The following is a 15818-nucleotide window of genomic DNA, read 5'->3' on the forward strand; positions in this document are numbered from 1 at the left end:
GGTGCCTCCCACGCTACCGGGCGGCCGAGGGCCCGGGAGCACCCGTCCCACCTCGCGGGACGCCGCGGGTCAGGGCTCGGTAGCAGCCTGGTCACAGTCGCCAGGGCTGACTTTCACCGGCGGTCGGCAGGCTGGAATGATTCCCCCCGTCAGTCACAGGAACATCGCAGCCCCGGCCGGGGGCCACAATTCGGGGGAACCGAGAGAGCGGGGCAGGCGAGCAGTGCCGCAACTCGTCATCGAGATCAACGGACAGCAGCGGACTCTGGAGCCCGGGCGGTCCTACACCATCGGGCGCAACCCGCAGTCGGACTTCACGTTCGACGATGCCAGGGTCTCCTGGCAGCACGGGACCATCAGCTTCAACGGCAGCGGTTGGCAGCTGGACGACCACGGCAGCACCAACGGAACGTACGTGGCCGGCGCCCGCACCATGCAGGCCCAGCTGTTCCCCGGTGCCGTGGTCAACCTGGGCAACCCGGAGAACGGCCCCCGGCTCGGCTTCTCCGCACCCGCGCACGCCGTGGCTCCGCAGGCCCCGGCGCCGGAGGCCGCCCCGGTGCACGAGGCCGCCACCAGCCGCGGCCCGGTGCCCACGCCCCAGCAGCCCGCCCCGCAGCAGGGCTGGCCGCAGCACGACCCGTACCAGCAGCCGCAGCCGCAGCAGCAGGCCTGGCAGGGGCAGCCGCAGGCCCAGCCGGCGTTCCCGCAGCAGCAGTACGCGCCGCCGCAGGCCCAGCCGGCCCCGCAGCAGCCCCAGCCCCAGCACGGTGGCTTCCCCCAGCAGGGCTTTCCGGCCCCGCCGCAGCACGACGGCGGGCCGCAGCCGACCATCATCCGCAACCTGACGTCGGCGATGCGCACCGTCCGGATCGGCCGTGCGCTCGACAACGACGTCGTGGTGTCCGACCTCCAGGTCTCCCGCCACCACGCCGAGCTGCGCCAGCTCCCGGACGGCCGCTACGAGATCGTCGACCTCGGCAGCCACAACGGCATCTTCCTCAACGGCCAGCGGGTGCAGCGTCAGCTGATGGGCCCGCAGGACCGGCTGACCGTCGGCCACTCCAGCTTCGTCCTGGTCGGCGACCAGCTGCAGGAGTTCGTCGACACCGGTGCGGTCTCCTTCTCCGCCCGTCACCTGACCGTCGAGGTCGAGCACAAGGGCACCAAGAAGATCCTGCTCAACGACGTCAGCTTCGGTGTCCCGGAGAAGTCGCTGGTCGCCGTCATCGGCCCGTCCGGCTCCGGCAAGTCCACGCTGCTGCGCGCTCTCACCGGCTACCGCCCGGCCGACCGCGGGGAGGTCCTGTACGACGGCCGCAACCTCTACAAGCAGTTCGCCGAGTTGCGCTCGCGCATCGGCCTGGTGCCGCAGTCCGAGATCCTGCACCGCGAGCTCACCGTCCGCAAGGGCCTCAAGTACGCGGCCCGGCTGCGCTTCCCCGGCGACACCGAGGCCCGCGAGCGAGACGCCCGGATCGACGAGGTGCTGTACGAGCTGCGCCTGGACAAGCGTGCCGACAACAAGATCACCGCGCTCTCCGGCGGCCAGCAGAAGCGCGTCTCGGTCGCCCTGGAGCTGCTCACCAAGCCCTCGCTGATCTTCCTGGACGAGCCCACCTCGGGCCTCGACCCGGGTATGGACCGCGAGGTCATGCAGATGCTGCGCGGCCTCGCCGACGACGGCCGCACCATCCTGGTCGTCACCCACTCGGTGGCCGAGCTGGCGCTGTGCGACCGGCTGCTGGTGATGGCGCCGGGCGGCTCGGTGGCCTACTTCGGCCCGCCGGACGAGGCGCTGCACTTCTTCGGGTACGAGACCTGGGCGGACGTCTTCCAGGCCTTCGAGAACTACCCGGACCACGACTGGGCCGGCCGCTACCGCGGCTCGGTGCACTACCGGCAGTACTCCGCGCCCACCGTGGAGGCGGGTGAGGTGCAGCACGTCCAGGTCGCCCAGGAGGCCGTCAGGCCGCCGAAGCCGCAGAGCTGGGGCTCGCAGCTGTGGACGTTGATGCGCCGCTACATGTCGGTGCTCGCCTCGGACCGCGGCTTCCTCGCGCTGTCCGTGCTGCTGCCCGCCGTCATCGGCGCGGTCAGCGTGCTGATCCCGAACGAGCCGGGGCTCGCGCCCAATCCCAAGACGCAGCTCCACCTCAACAGCGGCGCCGCGACGATCATGCTGATCCTGGCGATCGGCGCCTGTTTCTCCGGAGCGGCCAACTCCGTCCGCGAGTTGATCAAGGAGCGGGCGATCTACGAGCGAGAACGAGCCACCGGGCTCTCCCGCTCGGCGTACATGATGTCCAAGATCATCGTGCTGGGGTTCTTCAGCGTGATCCAGGGCGCCATCATCTCCGCCGTCGGCTTCCTGCCGCGCAAGCTCCCCGAGCACGGCCTGATCGTCAAGAACCTGCCGGTCATCGAAATGACCATCGGCATGATCCTGCTGAGCTTCGCCGCGATGATGTTCGGCCTGATGATCTCCGCGCTGGTGAAGACCGCCGAGAAGACCATGCCGCTGCTGGTCATGTTCGCCATCGTGCAGGTGGTCTTCACCGGCTGCCTCTTCCAGATCTTCAGCAAGCCCGGACTGGAGCAGGTCGCCTGGCTGATGCCGGCCCGCTGGGGCACCGGCATCGTGTCCACCACGCTCGACCTCTCCGTGCTCATGGGCCCCTGGAACAAGGACTTCCAGAACCCCAACTACGACCCGCTCTGGAAGCACAGCGTCGCCCAGTGGGCGATCGACGCGGGCGTGCTGATCGCCATCTCGATCGTCATCGGCGTCATCGTGACCCGGCTCCAGCGCCGGCACGAGCCTGAGGTCATGCAGAAGGGCTGACCCTTCTCGACGACAGGCCGAGGGGCGGCTCTCCCAGTGTGGAGGGCCGCCTCTTTCGTGTTCCGGGCGTGTTCGGTTCCGTGTTCCGGGAGGTCCCTCGGGGCTCCGGGTGGTCTCCCTAGGACTCCGGGCGGGCCCTGTGGCCTAGGTCCCCGGACCTGGGCCCTGGGCGGCCGCGGACGGACGCGGCGCTCGTCGCGACGGCGGTAGTTTGGCGATATGCCCAGCATCACCGGAGACCACCGGGCCCACCGCGGCCCGCTGCTTGCCTGCGAACCGTGCCTGTCCGGGATCGAGACCGTCAGCCAGGCACTGCTCGCCATGAGCCGGCACCTGGAGGTCCGCGAGGTGCTGCGCCGCATCACCGCTTCTGCCCGCGGGCTGCTCGGCGCCGAGTACGCGGCCCTGGGTGTTCCCGACGACCACGGGGGCTTCGCCCAGTTCGTGGTCGACGGTGTCACCGACGAGCAGTGGCGGGCGATCGGCCCGCTGCCCCGGCAGCACGGGGTGCTCGCCGCGATGCTGCACGAGGCCGGTCCTACGCGGCTCGTGGACGTCCGCAAGGCACCCGCCTTCGAAGGCTGGCCAGCGGCCCACCCCGACATGGACGCCTTCCTGGGCATGCCGATCCTGGACACCGACGCGGCCGAGGACGAGCCGCAGGTGATGGGCGTCATCTTCCTCGCCAACAAGCGCGGCGGCGGCCTCTTCACCGACCACGACGAGGAGCTGCTGCGGATCCTTGCCGCGCACGCCGCCCTCGCCCTGTCCAACGCCCGGCTGTACGAGCGCAGCCGCGAACTCACGCTGGCCGGCGAGCGGGCCCGGATCGCCCACGACCTGCACGACGCCGTCTCGCAGAAGCTCTTCTCGCTGCGGCTCACGGCCAAGGCGGCCGCCAAGCTCGTCGACCGCGACCCGGCCCGGGCGCGTGCCGAGCTCGCCGAGGTCGCCCGGCTGGCCGCCGAGGCGGCCGACGAACTGCGCGCCGTCGTCGTGGAGCTACGCCCCGCCGCGCTGGAGGAGGACGGGCTCAGCGCGACTCTCGCCTCGCAGGTGCAGGTGCTCGACCGGGCGCACACCGCCGATGTCACCTTCACCGCCGACGGTGTCCGGGCGCTGCCGCCAGCCCAGGAGGCCGCGCTGCTGAGAGTCGCCCAGGAGGCGCTGCACAACGCGCTACGTCACTCGGGAGCTCGGACCGTCACCGTCACCTTGGCCGGGACGCCGGCGCGCGGTGCGGTGCTGCGGGTGCACGACGACGGGCGCGGCTTCGATCCAGAGTCAGTCCGTCGAGCCGGCCGCCACCTCGGCCTGGCCTCGATGCGCGACCGAGCGTCCGCCGTCGGCGGCACGCTAACCCTGGAGTCGGCCCCCGGCCGGGGGACGCTCGTCGAGATGGAGGTCCCCGGTGCCTGAGAGCACACCGTCGATCCGTGTCCTGCTGGTCGACGACCACCAGGTGGTTCGGCGCGGGCTGCGCACGTTCCTGGAGGTCCAGGACGACATCGAGGTGGTCGGGGAGGCCGCCGATGGGGCGGAGGGCATCGAGCGGGCCCGTGAACTCGATCCTGACGTGGTCCTGATGGACCTCAAGATGCCCGGCGTCGACGGCATCGAGGCGCTGCGCACGCTCAAGGGGGAAGGCAGCCGGGCCCGGATCCTGATCGTCACCAGCTTCACCGAGCACCGCACGATGGTCCCCGCGCTGCGGGCCGGTGCGGCCGGGTACGTCTACAAGGACGTGGATCCGGAGGCACTGGCCGGGGCGATCCGATCTGTGCACGCCGGCCACGTCCTGCTCCAGCCCGAACTGGCCGAGGCCCTGCTTTCCGACGACGGCCCTCGTGCTCCGCAGGGTCGCGGAGGCACGCTCACGGAGCGCGAGCGCGAGGTGCTGGGCCACATCGCTGACGGCCGCTCCAACCGGGAGATCGCCCGCAGCCTGCACCTCTCGGAGAAGACGGTGAAGACCCATGTGTCCAACATCCTCATGAAGTTGGACCTGGCCGACCGTACTCAGGCGGCACTCTGGGCCGTTCGCCATGGCGAGACCCGCGAGGGGTAGTGCGCTGGGGGCGCAGGGAGTTGGTGCGGGCGCTGTGTCGATCGGCAGGGTTTCGGCCAGAACTGGCGTCAAACGATGGTCCGGCATATGCCTTTCGGCAGGGATGGTCCGAATTTTGGTGACGTGTGGTCATTCGGTTGTGCCAGCCTGAATGCCGACACCGATTCCGATGGAGGGCCGGATGAACGCGATGCGCAATAACTGCGGGCCTGCCGTGCTGGCCCATGAGTTCGAGTTGACGTGCCGCCTGTCCGGCGCGTCCATCCCGTCCAGCTCTGAGCCGCCCCTGGCTTCCGAGCGCGGAAGCCAGGGGCGGGGGCCGGACGAACCCCTCTTGTCGGGGTGTCAGGACATGGATCCGCATATCGGCGCAGCGGAAGCCGCCGAGCGCCGGGCGCGATCGGCCCGGGTGGCAATCCGCGACCGGCAGGCGTACGGGCCGGAGCTGCTGAGGCGCCGGCTCCGGATGCGGCGCTGGCAGTTCAACCTGGCACGTGAACGCGAACTGATCCCCGAACCGGACCTCGACAACGGCACCTGGTCGGCCCTCGTCGAGGTGCAGCTCGAGGCTCGTGCCGAGGAGATCGTCCTCGCGTTGGGCGCCGTGCCGCCGGTGGGAGCGGCCAAGGCGGCCACGGTGCTGAGGCACACCACCGGTCTGCTGGTGATCGCCGAGGACGTCAGACGCCTTGCCGCCACAGGGGAGCTGCGGCCCTGTGGCGGATACCGGGGTTGGCCGACGTACAGCCGGGAGACCTTGGCCGCAGTCCCGTTTGCCGCGGTGGAGCAGGCCGTCATGGAGCGCATGCGCAAGGCCGCGGACACGGCGAGAGCCGCGGTCGAGGTGCTGGAGCGGCGGCTTGCGGAGAGCTTCTCGGAGGAGGAGGCGGCCGAGATCCTGGGGTGGTCCCGGCGCAGGCTGGCGGCCGCTACGACGCAGGGAGACCTGACGGTCGGGCCCGACGGCAGGTACGAGCGCGCCGAGGTGATCGCGCTCGCCGCTGCCGGCTCCGGGCCCCACCGCCTCTCAGCGGTCGTCTCGCTCGTCGACGAGGGCGTTGTAGGCGGCCACCTGGGCGCGCCGGGCGGTGCGCCACAGCGGGGTCAGGACGGATTGGCGGGCCGCCATCTCCGAGGCGCTGACGGCAGCGCCGTGGCCGCCGGAGGCGATGGTGAGCAGGGCGGACACCTGGCGGGCCGACTCCAGGACACGGACGGCCCGGGACGGGTAGCCGGGGGCGAGCAATTCGCTGTGGCCACGCCGGCGGTACGCATCGAGGGCGCGCAGGGCCTCAGGCCCGGCCCCGGCCACGTCGAGGCGAGCGAGCATGACGGTAGCCTCCCTCAGCCCGTCTGCGAGCTCACGCTCGGCTTCGTGGAGCGACGGCACGTCCGCCGGAGGTGCGTCATTGACCTCGGAACAGCGCCACAGCACGGTGGCCGAGCGGTCGCCGGCCGGACCGTACACCTCCACCTCCGGCACCAGCCCGAGCGGTGCACCCACAGCCAGGACGGCCTCACCCGCACTCATGGCCTGCTCGTTGAAGGCTCTCGGGCCGGTCAGCCCGAGCGGATGCCCGGCTGAGGGCAGCGCGAGACGAAGACCCTTCACACCGAGCACTCGCAGTCGGCCCAGCGCCCAGGTCAGGCCGTGCTGCTCGCCAGGTTCGTCGCCGGGAAGCCCGGTGACCCGATGGATCTCGTCTGCGCCCAGGACTGCCGTGGCGGCGTCGTCCGGAGGGACCAGACCAGCCAGCAGGGCGTTGCCCCATGCGGTGAGCCGCCCCGAACGGGGCTCTTCGTACGGATTGTCGGCAGGTGTCGCGAGCATCCGGCCAGCCTACGGAATCGGCGGTCATCCGCGTGGCGTAGGTTTGCCCATGCGTGTGCGGCGCACCGACCCCGTGCCCACCGGCTGCCGGAGTAGGCTCGCCGCCCGCACCGACGGCCGAGAATCTTGTTTTTTGGGGAAGGCGTAGGCATGAGCGACGTGCTGGAGCTGGTGGACGTATCCGTGGTCCGGGAGGGGCGCGCGCTGGTCGACCAGGTCTCGTGGTCCATCTCCGAGGGCGAGCGCTGGGTCATCCTGGGCCCGAACGGCGCCGGCAAGACCACGCTGTTGCAGATCGCGTCCTCGTACCTGTTCCCGACCTCGGGCAAGGTCACGGTGCTGGGCGAGAAGCTCGGCGAGATCGACGTCTTCGAGCTGCGCTCCCGGATCGGCCTGGCCGGCGCCGCCATGTTCGACAAGCTGCCCGCCGAGCAGACCGTGCTCCAGACCGTCCTCACCGCCGCGTACGGTATGACGGTCACCTGGCAGGAGACCTACGAGGAGTCGGACGAGGCCCGCGCCCTTGCCCTGCTCGACCGCCTTGGCATGGCCAACCTCACAGACCGCAAGTTCGGCACCCTCTCCGAGGGAGAGCGCAAGCGCACCCTGATTGCCCGCGCCCTGATGACCGACCCCGAGCTGCTGCTGCTCGACGAGCCCGCCGCCGGCCTGGACCTCGGTGGCCGCGAGGACCTGGTCCGCCGGCTGGGCGCGCTCGCTCAGGACGAGTTCGCCCCGGCGATGGCGATGGTCACCCACCACGTCGAGGAGATCGCGCCGGGCTTCACCCATGTCCTGATGATCCGCCAGGGGAAGGTGCTCACGGCCGGGCCGATCGACACCGAGCTGACCGCCCGCAACCTCTCCAAGTGCTTCGGCTTGCCGCTCACCCTGGAGCGGCACGGAGACCGCTGGTCGGCCCAGGGTCTGCCGCTGGGCTGAGCCCCCGTCCGTTCGTTCATCCGGAAGGCCGTCGGAACCGGTCGCACGTGCGACCGGTTTCCGCCCCTCGACCTGCGGGAACTGTCCGCTTCGAAGGCCTTCGCTCCCTAGGATGGACGTGTGGACAGCTGGATCTGGTGGCTCCTGGCCGCCGCAGGGCTCGGCATACCGCTGGTGCTCACCGCGATGCCGGAGTTCGCCATGTTCGCGGTCGGGGCGCTGGCCGCCGCCGGCGTGGCCGCGCTGGGCGGGGGAGTGGTCCTTGAGACCGTGACCTTCGTCGTCGTCTCGGTCGCTCTGGTGGTCTTCGTCCGCCCGATCGCCTACCGGCAGCTTCGAAAGGGCCCGCAGGTCAAGATGGGCATCGAGGCGCTCCAGGGCGCCACCGCGGTCGTCGCGGAAACCGTCGACGGGGAGGGCGGGCGGATCAAGCTGAGAGGCGAGATCTGGTCGGCCCGTGCGCTCCACCCGGGCCAGGTGTACCAGCCGGGGCAGCAGGTCGACGTCGTCGAAATCCAGGGCGCGACCGCCCTGGTCGTCTAGGGGAGAGTCCGTGGAACCCGTCCTTATCGTTTTGGTCGTCCTGGTCGTGGTGGCCTTCATCGCGCTGATCAAGACGATCCAGGTCATCCCGCAGGCCAGCGCCGCGATCGTGGAGCGCTTCGGCCGCTACACCCGGACGCTCAACGCTGGGCTGAACATCGTCGTCCCGTTCATCGACCGGGTTCGTAACCGCATCGACCTGCGCGAGCAGGTCGTGCCGTTCCCCCCGCAGCCGGTGATCACCCAGGACAACCTGGTCGTCAACATCGACACCGTCATCTACTACCAGGTGACCGACCCTCGCGCCGCGACGTACGAGGTCGCCAGCTACATCCAGGCCATCGAGCAGCTGACCGTCACCACGCTGCGCAACATCATCGGCTCGATGGACCTGGAGTCCACCCTCACCTCGCGCGAGGTCATCAACGCCGGCCTGCGCGGAGTCCTGGACGAGGCCACCGGCAAGTGGGGCATCCGGGTCAACCGTGTCGAGCTGAAGGCGATCGAGCCGCCGACCTCCATCCAGGACTCGATGGAGAAGCAGATGCGCGCCGACCGGGACAAGCGCGCCGCGATCCTCACCGCCGAAGGCCAGCGCCAGGCCCAGATCCTCAAGGCCGAGGGTGAGAAGCAGGCCGAGGTCCTCAAGGCCGAGGGTGAGGCGCAGGCCGCAGTCCTGCGCGCGGACGGTGAGGCGGCCGCGATCCGGACGGTCTTCGAAGCCATCCACGATGGCGACGCCGACCAGAAGCTGCTCGCCTACCAGTACCTCCAGACCCTGCCCGAGCTGGCCAAGGGCGACTCCAACAAGCTCTGGATCATCCCCAGCGAGGTCGGCGACGCGCTCAAGGGCCTCGGCGGCGCCTTCACCGGTCTGACCGGCAACGGCGGAATGAACGGCGGCGCGGTCGCGGCACCCAGCATCCCGCAGACCGCCCCGGCGGCCACCCAGGTGCCGCTGGACCCGGCAGCCGGCCCGCGGCCTGTGGACACCGAGAAGGGCGCCGCCCGTCCCCGGGTGGACCCGGCTCGGGAGTACCCGAAGATCGACCCGGAGTGATCGGTCGAACCCCAATGACTGGCGAGGGCCCGCTGCCGAGAGGTGGCGGGCCCTCGGCCTTTCTCGAGGCCGACGCGTACGTCCCGGGGTGTGTGGCGTGCGTCCCGAATCGTGGGCGGGTCTGGTCGGCGCGCGAGGCCGTCCGGCATGATCCCCTCGGACAGGACCGAGAGGAGAGGTGACTTATGACGCTCTGGGAGTCGATCGCCGTCCTGGCGGCCGGCGTCGGCGCCGGGATGATCAACGTCATCGTCGGTTCCGGCACACTGATCACCTTCCCGGTCCTGCTCGCCGTCGGCATCCCGCCCGTCACTGCCAACGTCTCCAATTCATTCGGCCTGGTCCCCGGCTCGCTCAGCGGCGTGATCGGATACCGCCGTGAACTGGTGGGCCAGGGCCGCCGGGTGCTGCGCATGGGCACGGCCTCACTGCTCGGCGGGCTGCTCGGGGCGCTGCTGCTGATCAAGTTGCCGAGCGGGGCCTTCGACGCGATCGTCCCGGTGCTGATCCTGCTCGCGCTCGTTCTGGTGGTGATCCAGCCGCGGGTGGCCAAGGCCGTCGCGGCCCGCCGCCGACCCGGTGGCGATCCGGACGGCAGCCTGGTGCTGCTGATCGGGGTGTTCCTGACCGGCATCTACGGCGGCTACTTCGGCGCCGCGCAGGGCGTGCTGCTGATGGCACTGATGGGGATGCTGCTCCAGGAGGACCTCCAGCGGATCAACGCGGTGAAGAACGCCCTGGCGATGATCGTGAACGCGGTCGCCGCGCTCTTCTTCCTCTTCACCTCGACCGTGAACTGGGCCGCCGCCGGTCTGATCGCGGCGGGCTCGCTGGTCGGTGGCCTGCTCGGTGCCAAGGTTGGCCGCCGCCTCCCCCCGACCGCGCTGCGCGGTGTCATCGTGGTGGTCGGTCTCGTGGCCGTCGCCAAGCTTCTCTTGAGTTGAATGTCCGTCACATCACGTGCAAACCGGAGGAGTGCGCCATGGCCCTGGAGATGCGTGAGAGCTGCGAGCGCTGCGCGGTGTCGCTGACCGCGGACGGCCGTGCCTCGATATGTTCCTACGAGTGCACCTTCTGCTCGGACTGCACCGAGGCCATGGCCGACAGCTGCCCCAACTGTGGTGGCGAGCTGGTGGCCCGTCCGCGGCGGAAGGCCGCCTGACACCGGAACCCCGGACGTTCCGGTAGCCCGGAGTCCCGGCACTCCGGAATCCCGGCACCGGACCGACGACCCATCAGGAGCGCGGCGATGAGCAACAGGGCACGGCTGAACGAGGACGAGATCACGGCGGCCCTGGTGGCGCTGCCCCAGTGGACGCGGGAGGGCGACAGCATCTCCCGCACCGCCGACGCCCCGGACTTCCCGGCGGCGATCCGGGTGGTCGTCGCCGTCGCCGAGCAGGCCGAGGCGCTCGACCACCACCCCGACATCGACGTCCGCTGGCGCACGCTGCGCTTCGTCCTGTCCACCCACAGCGCCGGCGGCCTCACCGGGCTGGACTTCTCCCTCGCCGCCCGGATCGACGAGGCCCTGCGCGCCGAGTCGGCGGCCTGACGCGGAACGACCGCGAAGCCCGGGACCGTACGGCCGAGGACCGAGGGCCCGGGCGGCGCCTCCGGGCGGGCGTGAGATGCTGACTGCCGCATCGGCAGGCGGACGGCTCGGAGGGACGGGAACGGATGGCGCAGGAGCCCTTCGGAGACGCCCACCCCCGGCAGCCGTGGCCGCCCCAGGGCCACCAGGACTGGCAGAACGACACGTACAGCGGGTACTCCGAGCAGCAGCAGGCACCTCAGCAGCCGTCGCAGTGGCAGCCCCAGCCGGACTACGGCTCAGCCGAGTACGGGCAGCAGCAACAGCATCCGCAGCAGCAGTTCGGCCAGGGCGGCTACGGGCACGCCGGCCATGACCAGAGCGGGTACCACCAGAGTGGGTACGGCCAGTCCGGCTTCGGTCCGACCGGCTATGTCGAGGGCCGCTATGTCGAGGGTGGCTACGTCCAGGGCCGGTACGACGGCCAGGAGCAGTACCAGCCGCATCCGCATTACCCCGACCACACACAGCAGCACCAGTCCTACGCACCGTACGCCACGTCGCAGCAGCCCGCCGCCGCAGAGGGGCTGTACGTCCCTGCGGGGGCGGAGTACTCGCCGGACGGCTACGTGCACATCGAAGAGGTCGAGCCGGCACCCGAGCCCGGCCCCGAGCAGCCTGCGGGGACCTCTCGGGAACAGGCCCCCGAGCGCCAGGCCGAGACCGCCGCACCGTCGAGGGCCGCTGCTCGTCGAGGCGCCGGCGGCGGAGCCGGTTCCGGTTCCGGCGTGGGCTCCGGCTCCTCGCTCTCCGCCAAGGCCCGGAAGGCCGCCGGCGCGGTGCTGACCGGGGAGCACGTGCCCAGCCGCAAGGCCCTGCTGGTGCGGACCGGCGCCGGTGTGGCCGCGCTGGGGGTGCTGGTGGCCGCCGGGTTGACGGTTGGCGCCGAGGGCGGTGGCAGCGCGGCGGCGAGCAGCGGCGGTGAGCCGGGTTTCGCGGTGGCGCATGCCCGGGCGTGGGCCGCGCAGCCCGCCGCGACCGGTTCGTCCGGGGGCGACGACACGCTGATCGGCAGCTGGCTGCTGGCCGACGTGGTGGTCCGGGCCGACGGCTCCGGGGTGCGCGCCTATGACCGGGCGGGTGGCAAGCCGACCTGGTCGGTGGAGCCGCCGGCCGCCGGGGCCGCTCCGTGCGGGCTGTCGACGGGGGTGAACCAGGCGGGTCTGGGCGCGGTGCTGTTCCGTCCGCAGGCCGACCCGAAGAGCCCCTGCACGCTGGTGACCGCGGTGGACACCAAGACCGGCAAGACCGCCTGGACCAAGACTCTCTCGGACGCCAAGGGCGCGTACTCGGCCCGGGTCGGCGTCACCGAGGACAAGGTGGTTGCCGTCGGTGACGACCGGGCGTTGGCCTGGGAGTCCGCCGACGGAAAGGACGTCTGGCAGTACACCGGCCAGGGCAAGTTCTGCACCCTCTCTGGCGGCGTCAGCGGCAAGACCGTGCTCGTCGCCTCCTCCTGCGCCGATTCGACCCCTGCCGACCAGGCCGTCGCGCTGAACACCGCGGACGGCAAGGTCGCCTGGTGGCGGGGCCTGAACAACCAGCCGAAGACGGTGACCGTGCTGTCCGCCGAGCCGTCCGTGGTCCTCACCACCGGCGAGAAGCCCGAGGCGGACCGGCTGTTCGCCTGGGGTGCGGGCGGTGATCCGGCCGCCGAGATCCCGGTGGCCGTCGACGGCGGTCGGCTGGACGTCGCCCACGGTACGTTTTCGGCCACTCCCGGCGTGTACTTCGAGGGCCGGACGATGGTCACCACCCTGGCCCCTCCGAACGGCGGCGGACAGGTGGCCGCCGTCGGCTACGACCTGGACACCGGCAAGCAGCGCTGGAAGGTGCCCACCGCTGCCAAGGGCGCCGCCCGGGCCGTGGGCATCGACGGCGGGACGCTGGTGCTCGCCGCCGATGAACGACGGGACCAGCCTGCCCGCCTCAGCAGGTTCCCTCTGGCGGGCGGCCAGGAGGCGATCGGCGGCAACTTCCCGGCCGGCACCGGTTCGCTCCTGATCTCCGGACGGGTGCTGATCGGCGGCGGGCAGGTGGTCGTGGTGCCCGAGCACTCGACCAACTACGGCACGGCGGCGGGGTACCAGGCGAAGGACTGAGGCCCTCCGTCCGTACCCCTCCGTCCATGCCATCCCACAGGCACCCGCCGCCGTCCGGACGCCGGGAGCGTCCTCAGACCGGGAGCGTCGAGAGTTCCGAGAGCGTCGACAGCGCTGAGGGAGCCGAGAGTGCCGAGAGTGCCGAGGACGATCCCGTGCCCGGAAACCGCCTCACGCCGCCGAGACGGGTCGGCCCGGTACGGCAGGCAGCCAGTCGGCGAGGTCCCGGACCTCCGAGCTGCGCAGACCGAGCGCGAGCATGAGACTCGCCTGCGGCGTCGGTACGAACGGGCGGCGCAGCAGCTTCATCCCGGCCTGCTCCGGCGTACGGTCCGCCTTGCGCTGGTTGTCCTCCGCGCACGCGGCGACGGTGTTCATCCAGCTGTCGGCACCACCGCGCGACTTCGGCTCGAGGTGGTCCACCGTGGTGGCCCGCCGGCCGCAGTACGCGCACAGGTGCTGGTCCCGGGCCAGGACGCCCCGCCTCGACCACGGAGCCTGTTGTCGGAACGGCACCCGTACGTACCGTTGCAGTCTGATCACCCGTGGCACCGGGACGGCCACGCCCGTCCCCCGGATCGAGCGCAGCGGATGCGCCTGCTCCACCACCGCCTTGTCCTGGAGCACCAGGACGACGGCGCGCTGGAGCGACACCGTCGTCAGGGGCTCGTAGCTCGCGTTCAGAACCAGCGTGTTGCGCACTCGGCACACCCTTCCCGCGGGCGTGCCACGGCGGCACGACCGTCTCCACACACGTCACTGCCGCCGCACGGCGGTGGAACCACTCTGAATGGGCCCGCAGCCGTCGAACAACGGAATTTCCGGTATCGGGGAGGGGCCCGGGAGAGCGGGCCCTCCGACCCGGTGGGGTGCCTCGGGGAAAACTCGCTGGCCGGAACCGCGTAGGCTCTATCAGGCTGGAGTCGTACCGACCCGGGGCCCGACCGAATCGGGCCGGCACCGGGCGGACGCCCGATCGAAGGAGAAGCGTGACCGTGACGGACATCGTCGACGAGCTGCAGTGGCGTGGGCTGATCGCCCTTTCCACTGACGAGGACGCACTGCGCAAGGCGTTCGCGGACGGCCCGGTCACGTTCTATTGCGGCTTCGACCCGACGGCCCCCAGCCTGCACCTCGGCAACCTGGTGCAGATCCTCACCATGCGCCGCATCCAGCAGGCGGGGAACCTCCCGCTCGGTCTGGTCGGCGGCGCCACGGGCCTGATCGGCGACCCGAAGCCCACCGCCGAGCGCGTGCTCAACGACCCCGAGACGGTGGCCGGCTGGGTCGAGCGCCTGCGTGGCCAGATCTCGCGCTTCCTCGACTTCGAGGGCCCGTACGCGGCGCGCATGGTCAACAACCTGGACTGGACGTCCGGGATGTCGGCGATCAGCCTGCTGCGTGACGTGGGCAAGTACTTCCGGGTCAACAACATGATCGCGAAGGAGGCCGTCGCCCGACGGCTCAACTCCGACGCGGGCATCAGCTACACCGAGTTCAGCTACCAGATCCTCCAGGGCATGGACTACCTGGAGCTGAACCGCCGCTACGGCTGCGCCCTGCAGACCGGCGGCAGCGACCAGTGGGGCAACCTGACCGCCGGCACGGACCTGATCCGCAAGGCCGACGGCAAGTCCGTCCACGCGCTGGCCACGCCGCTGATCGTCAAGGCCGACGGCACCAAGTTCGGTAAGACCGAGTCCGGCACCGTCTGGCTCGACCCCGAGCTGACCACCCCGTACGCCTTCTACCAGTTCTGGCTGAACGCGGACGACCGGGACATCCCGAACTTCCTGCGGATCTTCAGCTTCCGCTCGAAGGAGGAGATCGAGGAACTGGAGCGCGAGACCACCGAGCGCCCCGCCGCTCGCCTCGCCCAGCGCGCCCTCGCCGAGGAGCTCACCACGCTGGTGCACGGCGCGGAGCAGTACGAGCGCGCGGTCGCCGCGTCCAAGGCGCTGTTCGGCCAGGGCGACCTGGCGGACCTGGAGGGCCCGACCCTGGCGGCCGCCCTGGCCGAGGTCCCGAAGGCCGAGGTGTCCGAGCTCCAGACGGTGGTCGACCTGCTGGTCGCCGTCGGCCTGTCGCCGAGTCGCTCGGCCGCGCGCCGGACGGTCAAGGAGGGCGGTGCCTACCTCAACAACGTCAAGGTGACGGACGAGGAGGCTGTGCCGACCGAGGCCGACCTGCTGCACGGCCGCTGGCTCGTGCTGCGGCGCGGCAAGCGGAACCTGGCGGCGGCGGAGCTGGTCGCCGCCGGCTGAGGCATGGCCATGGCTGAAACACACCTGCTCTGAGCTGCGGCTTCGAGCCTCGAGGGCCGGATCTGGACAGATCCGGCCCTCGGCGTTTGACGATGTCGTCCAGGTGGCCTAGTGTTGAACGAGTCGCTGGAGCGGCCACCCCACTCGGCAAGACCCACTCTCACTCTGATCCCCATGAAAATGGGCTTGTTGGCGTTCCCGTCAACCGGAGCGAGTGTGAATTTCGAGTGACGCTCGAAATGCGTTAGTGTGGTGGGCGTCGCGAAAGCGATCCCGGTCAGTTACGGGAAATCGGATGAATGAAACTCCGGAAAACGGAGCGGAAAACATCTGATAAGCTGGAAACACGAAAGAACGAAGCCCGGAGGCCCGCTGGAAGGCGGTCCGAAGGAAGCGTCCGTTCCTTGAGAACTCAACAGCGTGCCAAAAGTCAACGCCAGATATGTTGACATCCCCGGCCTTGATCGTTTGATCGGGGTTGGAGATTCCTTTTGAAATAAACACTAGCGAGGACGCAGTGCGCGGGGCCGCCCTATTCCGGTGGTTGCCGTGCCGCTCAACGCGGGTGT

Annotated in this window: 13 protein-coding genes; 11 read left to right on the forward strand and 2 right to left on the reverse strand. The window is 70.6% G+C overall.

Going from position 1 to position 15818, the window contains the following annotated elements; translation table 11 throughout:
* Nucleotides 1-223: 223 nt before the first annotated feature.
* The 3 genes from ACZ5OX_RS22540 to ACZ5OX_RS22550 all read left to right on the forward strand — a co-directional run bounded on the left by ACZ5OX_RS22540 (nt 224) and on the right by ACZ5OX_RS22550 (nt 4913).
* A complete protein-coding gene (locus ACZ5OX_RS22540) occupies nt 224-2845 on the forward strand; it encodes an FHA domain-containing protein (protein WP_465632326.1) in 2622 nt (873 codons plus the stop codon).
* Between the two features lie 321 nt (nt 2846-3166).
* Nucleotides 3167-4264: a GAF domain-containing sensor histidine kinase gene (locus tag ACZ5OX_RS22545; RefSeq protein WP_449791923.1), complete on the forward strand. Its 1098-nt coding sequence runs from the start codon at nt 3167-3169 to the stop codon at nt 4262-4264.
* Nucleotides 4257-4913 carry a response regulator gene (locus ACZ5OX_RS22550; RefSeq protein WP_392913946.1) on the forward strand — a complete coding sequence of 219 codons (657 nt, stop codon included), beginning with the start codon at nt 4257-4259 and terminating at the stop codon, nt 4911-4913. The genes ACZ5OX_RS22545 and ACZ5OX_RS22550 overlap by 8 nt, the downstream gene beginning before the upstream one ends.
* Before the next feature lie 1027 nt (nt 4914-5940).
* Here the strand turns inward: ACZ5OX_RS22550 and ACZ5OX_RS22555 are convergent.
* Nucleotides 5941-6744: a hypothetical protein gene (locus tag ACZ5OX_RS22555; RefSeq protein ID WP_465632328.1), complete on the reverse strand. Its 804-nt coding sequence runs from the start codon at nt 6742-6744 to the stop codon at nt 5941-5943.
* Between the two features lie 150 nt (nt 6745-6894).
* On the opposite strand from ACZ5OX_RS22555, the gene ACZ5OX_RS22560 reads away from it, so the two are divergent.
* The 7 genes from ACZ5OX_RS22560 to ACZ5OX_RS22590 all read left to right on the forward strand — a co-directional run bounded on the left by ACZ5OX_RS22560 (nt 6895) and on the right by ACZ5OX_RS22590 (nt 12985).
* Nucleotides 6895-7686: an ABC transporter ATP-binding protein gene (locus ACZ5OX_RS22560; protein ID WP_449791913.1), complete on the forward strand. Its 792-nt coding sequence runs from the start codon at nt 6895-6897 to the stop codon at nt 7684-7686.
* 120 nt (nt 7687-7806) lie between these two features.
* Nucleotides 7807-8229, forward strand: coding sequence for an NfeD family protein (locus tag ACZ5OX_RS22565; RefSeq protein WP_392878240.1), 423 nt, complete (start codon nt 7807-7809; stop codon nt 8227-8229).
* 10 nt (nt 8230-8239) lie between these two features.
* Nucleotides 8240-9289, forward strand: coding sequence for an SPFH domain-containing protein (locus ACZ5OX_RS22570; RefSeq protein WP_392878238.1), 1050 nt, complete (start codon nt 8240-8242; stop codon nt 9287-9289).
* Nucleotides 9290-9474: 185 nt separating this feature from the next.
* Nucleotides 9475-10233, forward strand: coding sequence for a sulfite exporter TauE/SafE family protein (locus tag ACZ5OX_RS22575; RefSeq protein ID WP_465632331.1), 759 nt, complete (start codon nt 9475-9477; stop codon nt 10231-10233).
* 38 nt (nt 10234-10271) lie between these two features.
* A complete protein-coding gene (locus ACZ5OX_RS22580) occupies nt 10272-10451 on the forward strand; it encodes a DUF1272 domain-containing protein (protein WP_465632333.1) in 180 nt (59 codons plus the stop codon).
* Between the two features lie 87 nt (nt 10452-10538).
* A complete protein-coding gene (locus ACZ5OX_RS22585; protein ID WP_465632335.1) occupies nt 10539-10844 on the forward strand; it encodes a 4a-hydroxytetrahydrobiopterin dehydratase in 306 nt (101 codons plus the stop codon).
* A 125-nt stretch (nt 10845-10969) separates the two neighbouring features.
* Entirely contained in the window at nt 10970-12985 is a 2016-nt protein-coding gene (locus ACZ5OX_RS22590; protein ID WP_465632337.1) for an outer membrane protein assembly factor BamB family protein, read from the forward strand.
* Between the two features lie 171 nt (nt 12986-13156).
* On the opposite strand, the gene ACZ5OX_RS22595 is transcribed toward ACZ5OX_RS22590, so the two are convergent.
* Nucleotides 13157-13687 (reverse strand): HNH endonuclease, encoded by a 531-nt coding sequence (locus ACZ5OX_RS22595; RefSeq protein ID WP_465632339.1) that lies wholly within the window; start codon nt 13685-13687, stop codon nt 13157-13159.
* Nucleotides 13688-13980: 293 nt separating this feature from the next.
* Between ACZ5OX_RS22595 and tyrS the strand changes: the two genes are divergently transcribed.
* On the forward strand, nt 13981-15249 hold the full coding sequence (tyrS, locus tag ACZ5OX_RS22600; protein ID WP_465632367.1) for a tyrosine--tRNA ligase: 1269 nt from the start codon (nt 13981-13983) through the stop codon (nt 15247-15249).
* Nucleotides 15250-15818: the final 569 nt, after the last annotated feature.

This window comes from Kitasatospora sp. NPDC032121, assembly GCF_055580145.1.

What these genes read in the sequence shown, in the direction of transcription:
- ACZ5OX_RS22545 (WP_449791923.1), top strand. Translation starts at nt 3,167, where the DNA reads ATGAGCCGGCACCTGGAGGTCCGCGAGGTGCTGCGCCGCATCACCGCT.
- ACZ5OX_RS22555 (WP_465632328.1), bottom strand. Translation starts at nt 6,744, where the DNA reads ATGCTCGCGACACCTGCCGACAATCCGTACGAAGAGCCCCGTTCGGGG.
- ACZ5OX_RS22560 (WP_449791913.1), top strand. Translation starts at nt 6,895, where the DNA reads ATGAGCGACGTGCTGGAGCTGGTGGACGTATCCGTGGTCCGGGAGGGG.
- ACZ5OX_RS22575 (WP_465632331.1), top strand. Translation starts at nt 9,475, where the DNA reads ATGACGCTCTGGGAGTCGATCGCCGTCCTGGCGGCCGGCGTCGGCGCC.
- ACZ5OX_RS22580 (WP_465632333.1), top strand. Translation starts at nt 10,272, where the DNA reads ATGGCCCTGGAGATGCGTGAGAGCTGCGAGCGCTGCGCGGTGTCGCTG.
- ACZ5OX_RS22585 (WP_465632335.1), top strand. Translation starts at nt 10,539, where the DNA reads ATGAGCAACAGGGCACGGCTGAACGAGGACGAGATCACGGCGGCCCTG.
- ACZ5OX_RS22590 (WP_465632337.1), top strand. Translation starts at nt 10,970, where the DNA reads ATGGCGCAGGAGCCCTTCGGAGACGCCCACCCCCGGCAGCCGTGGCCG.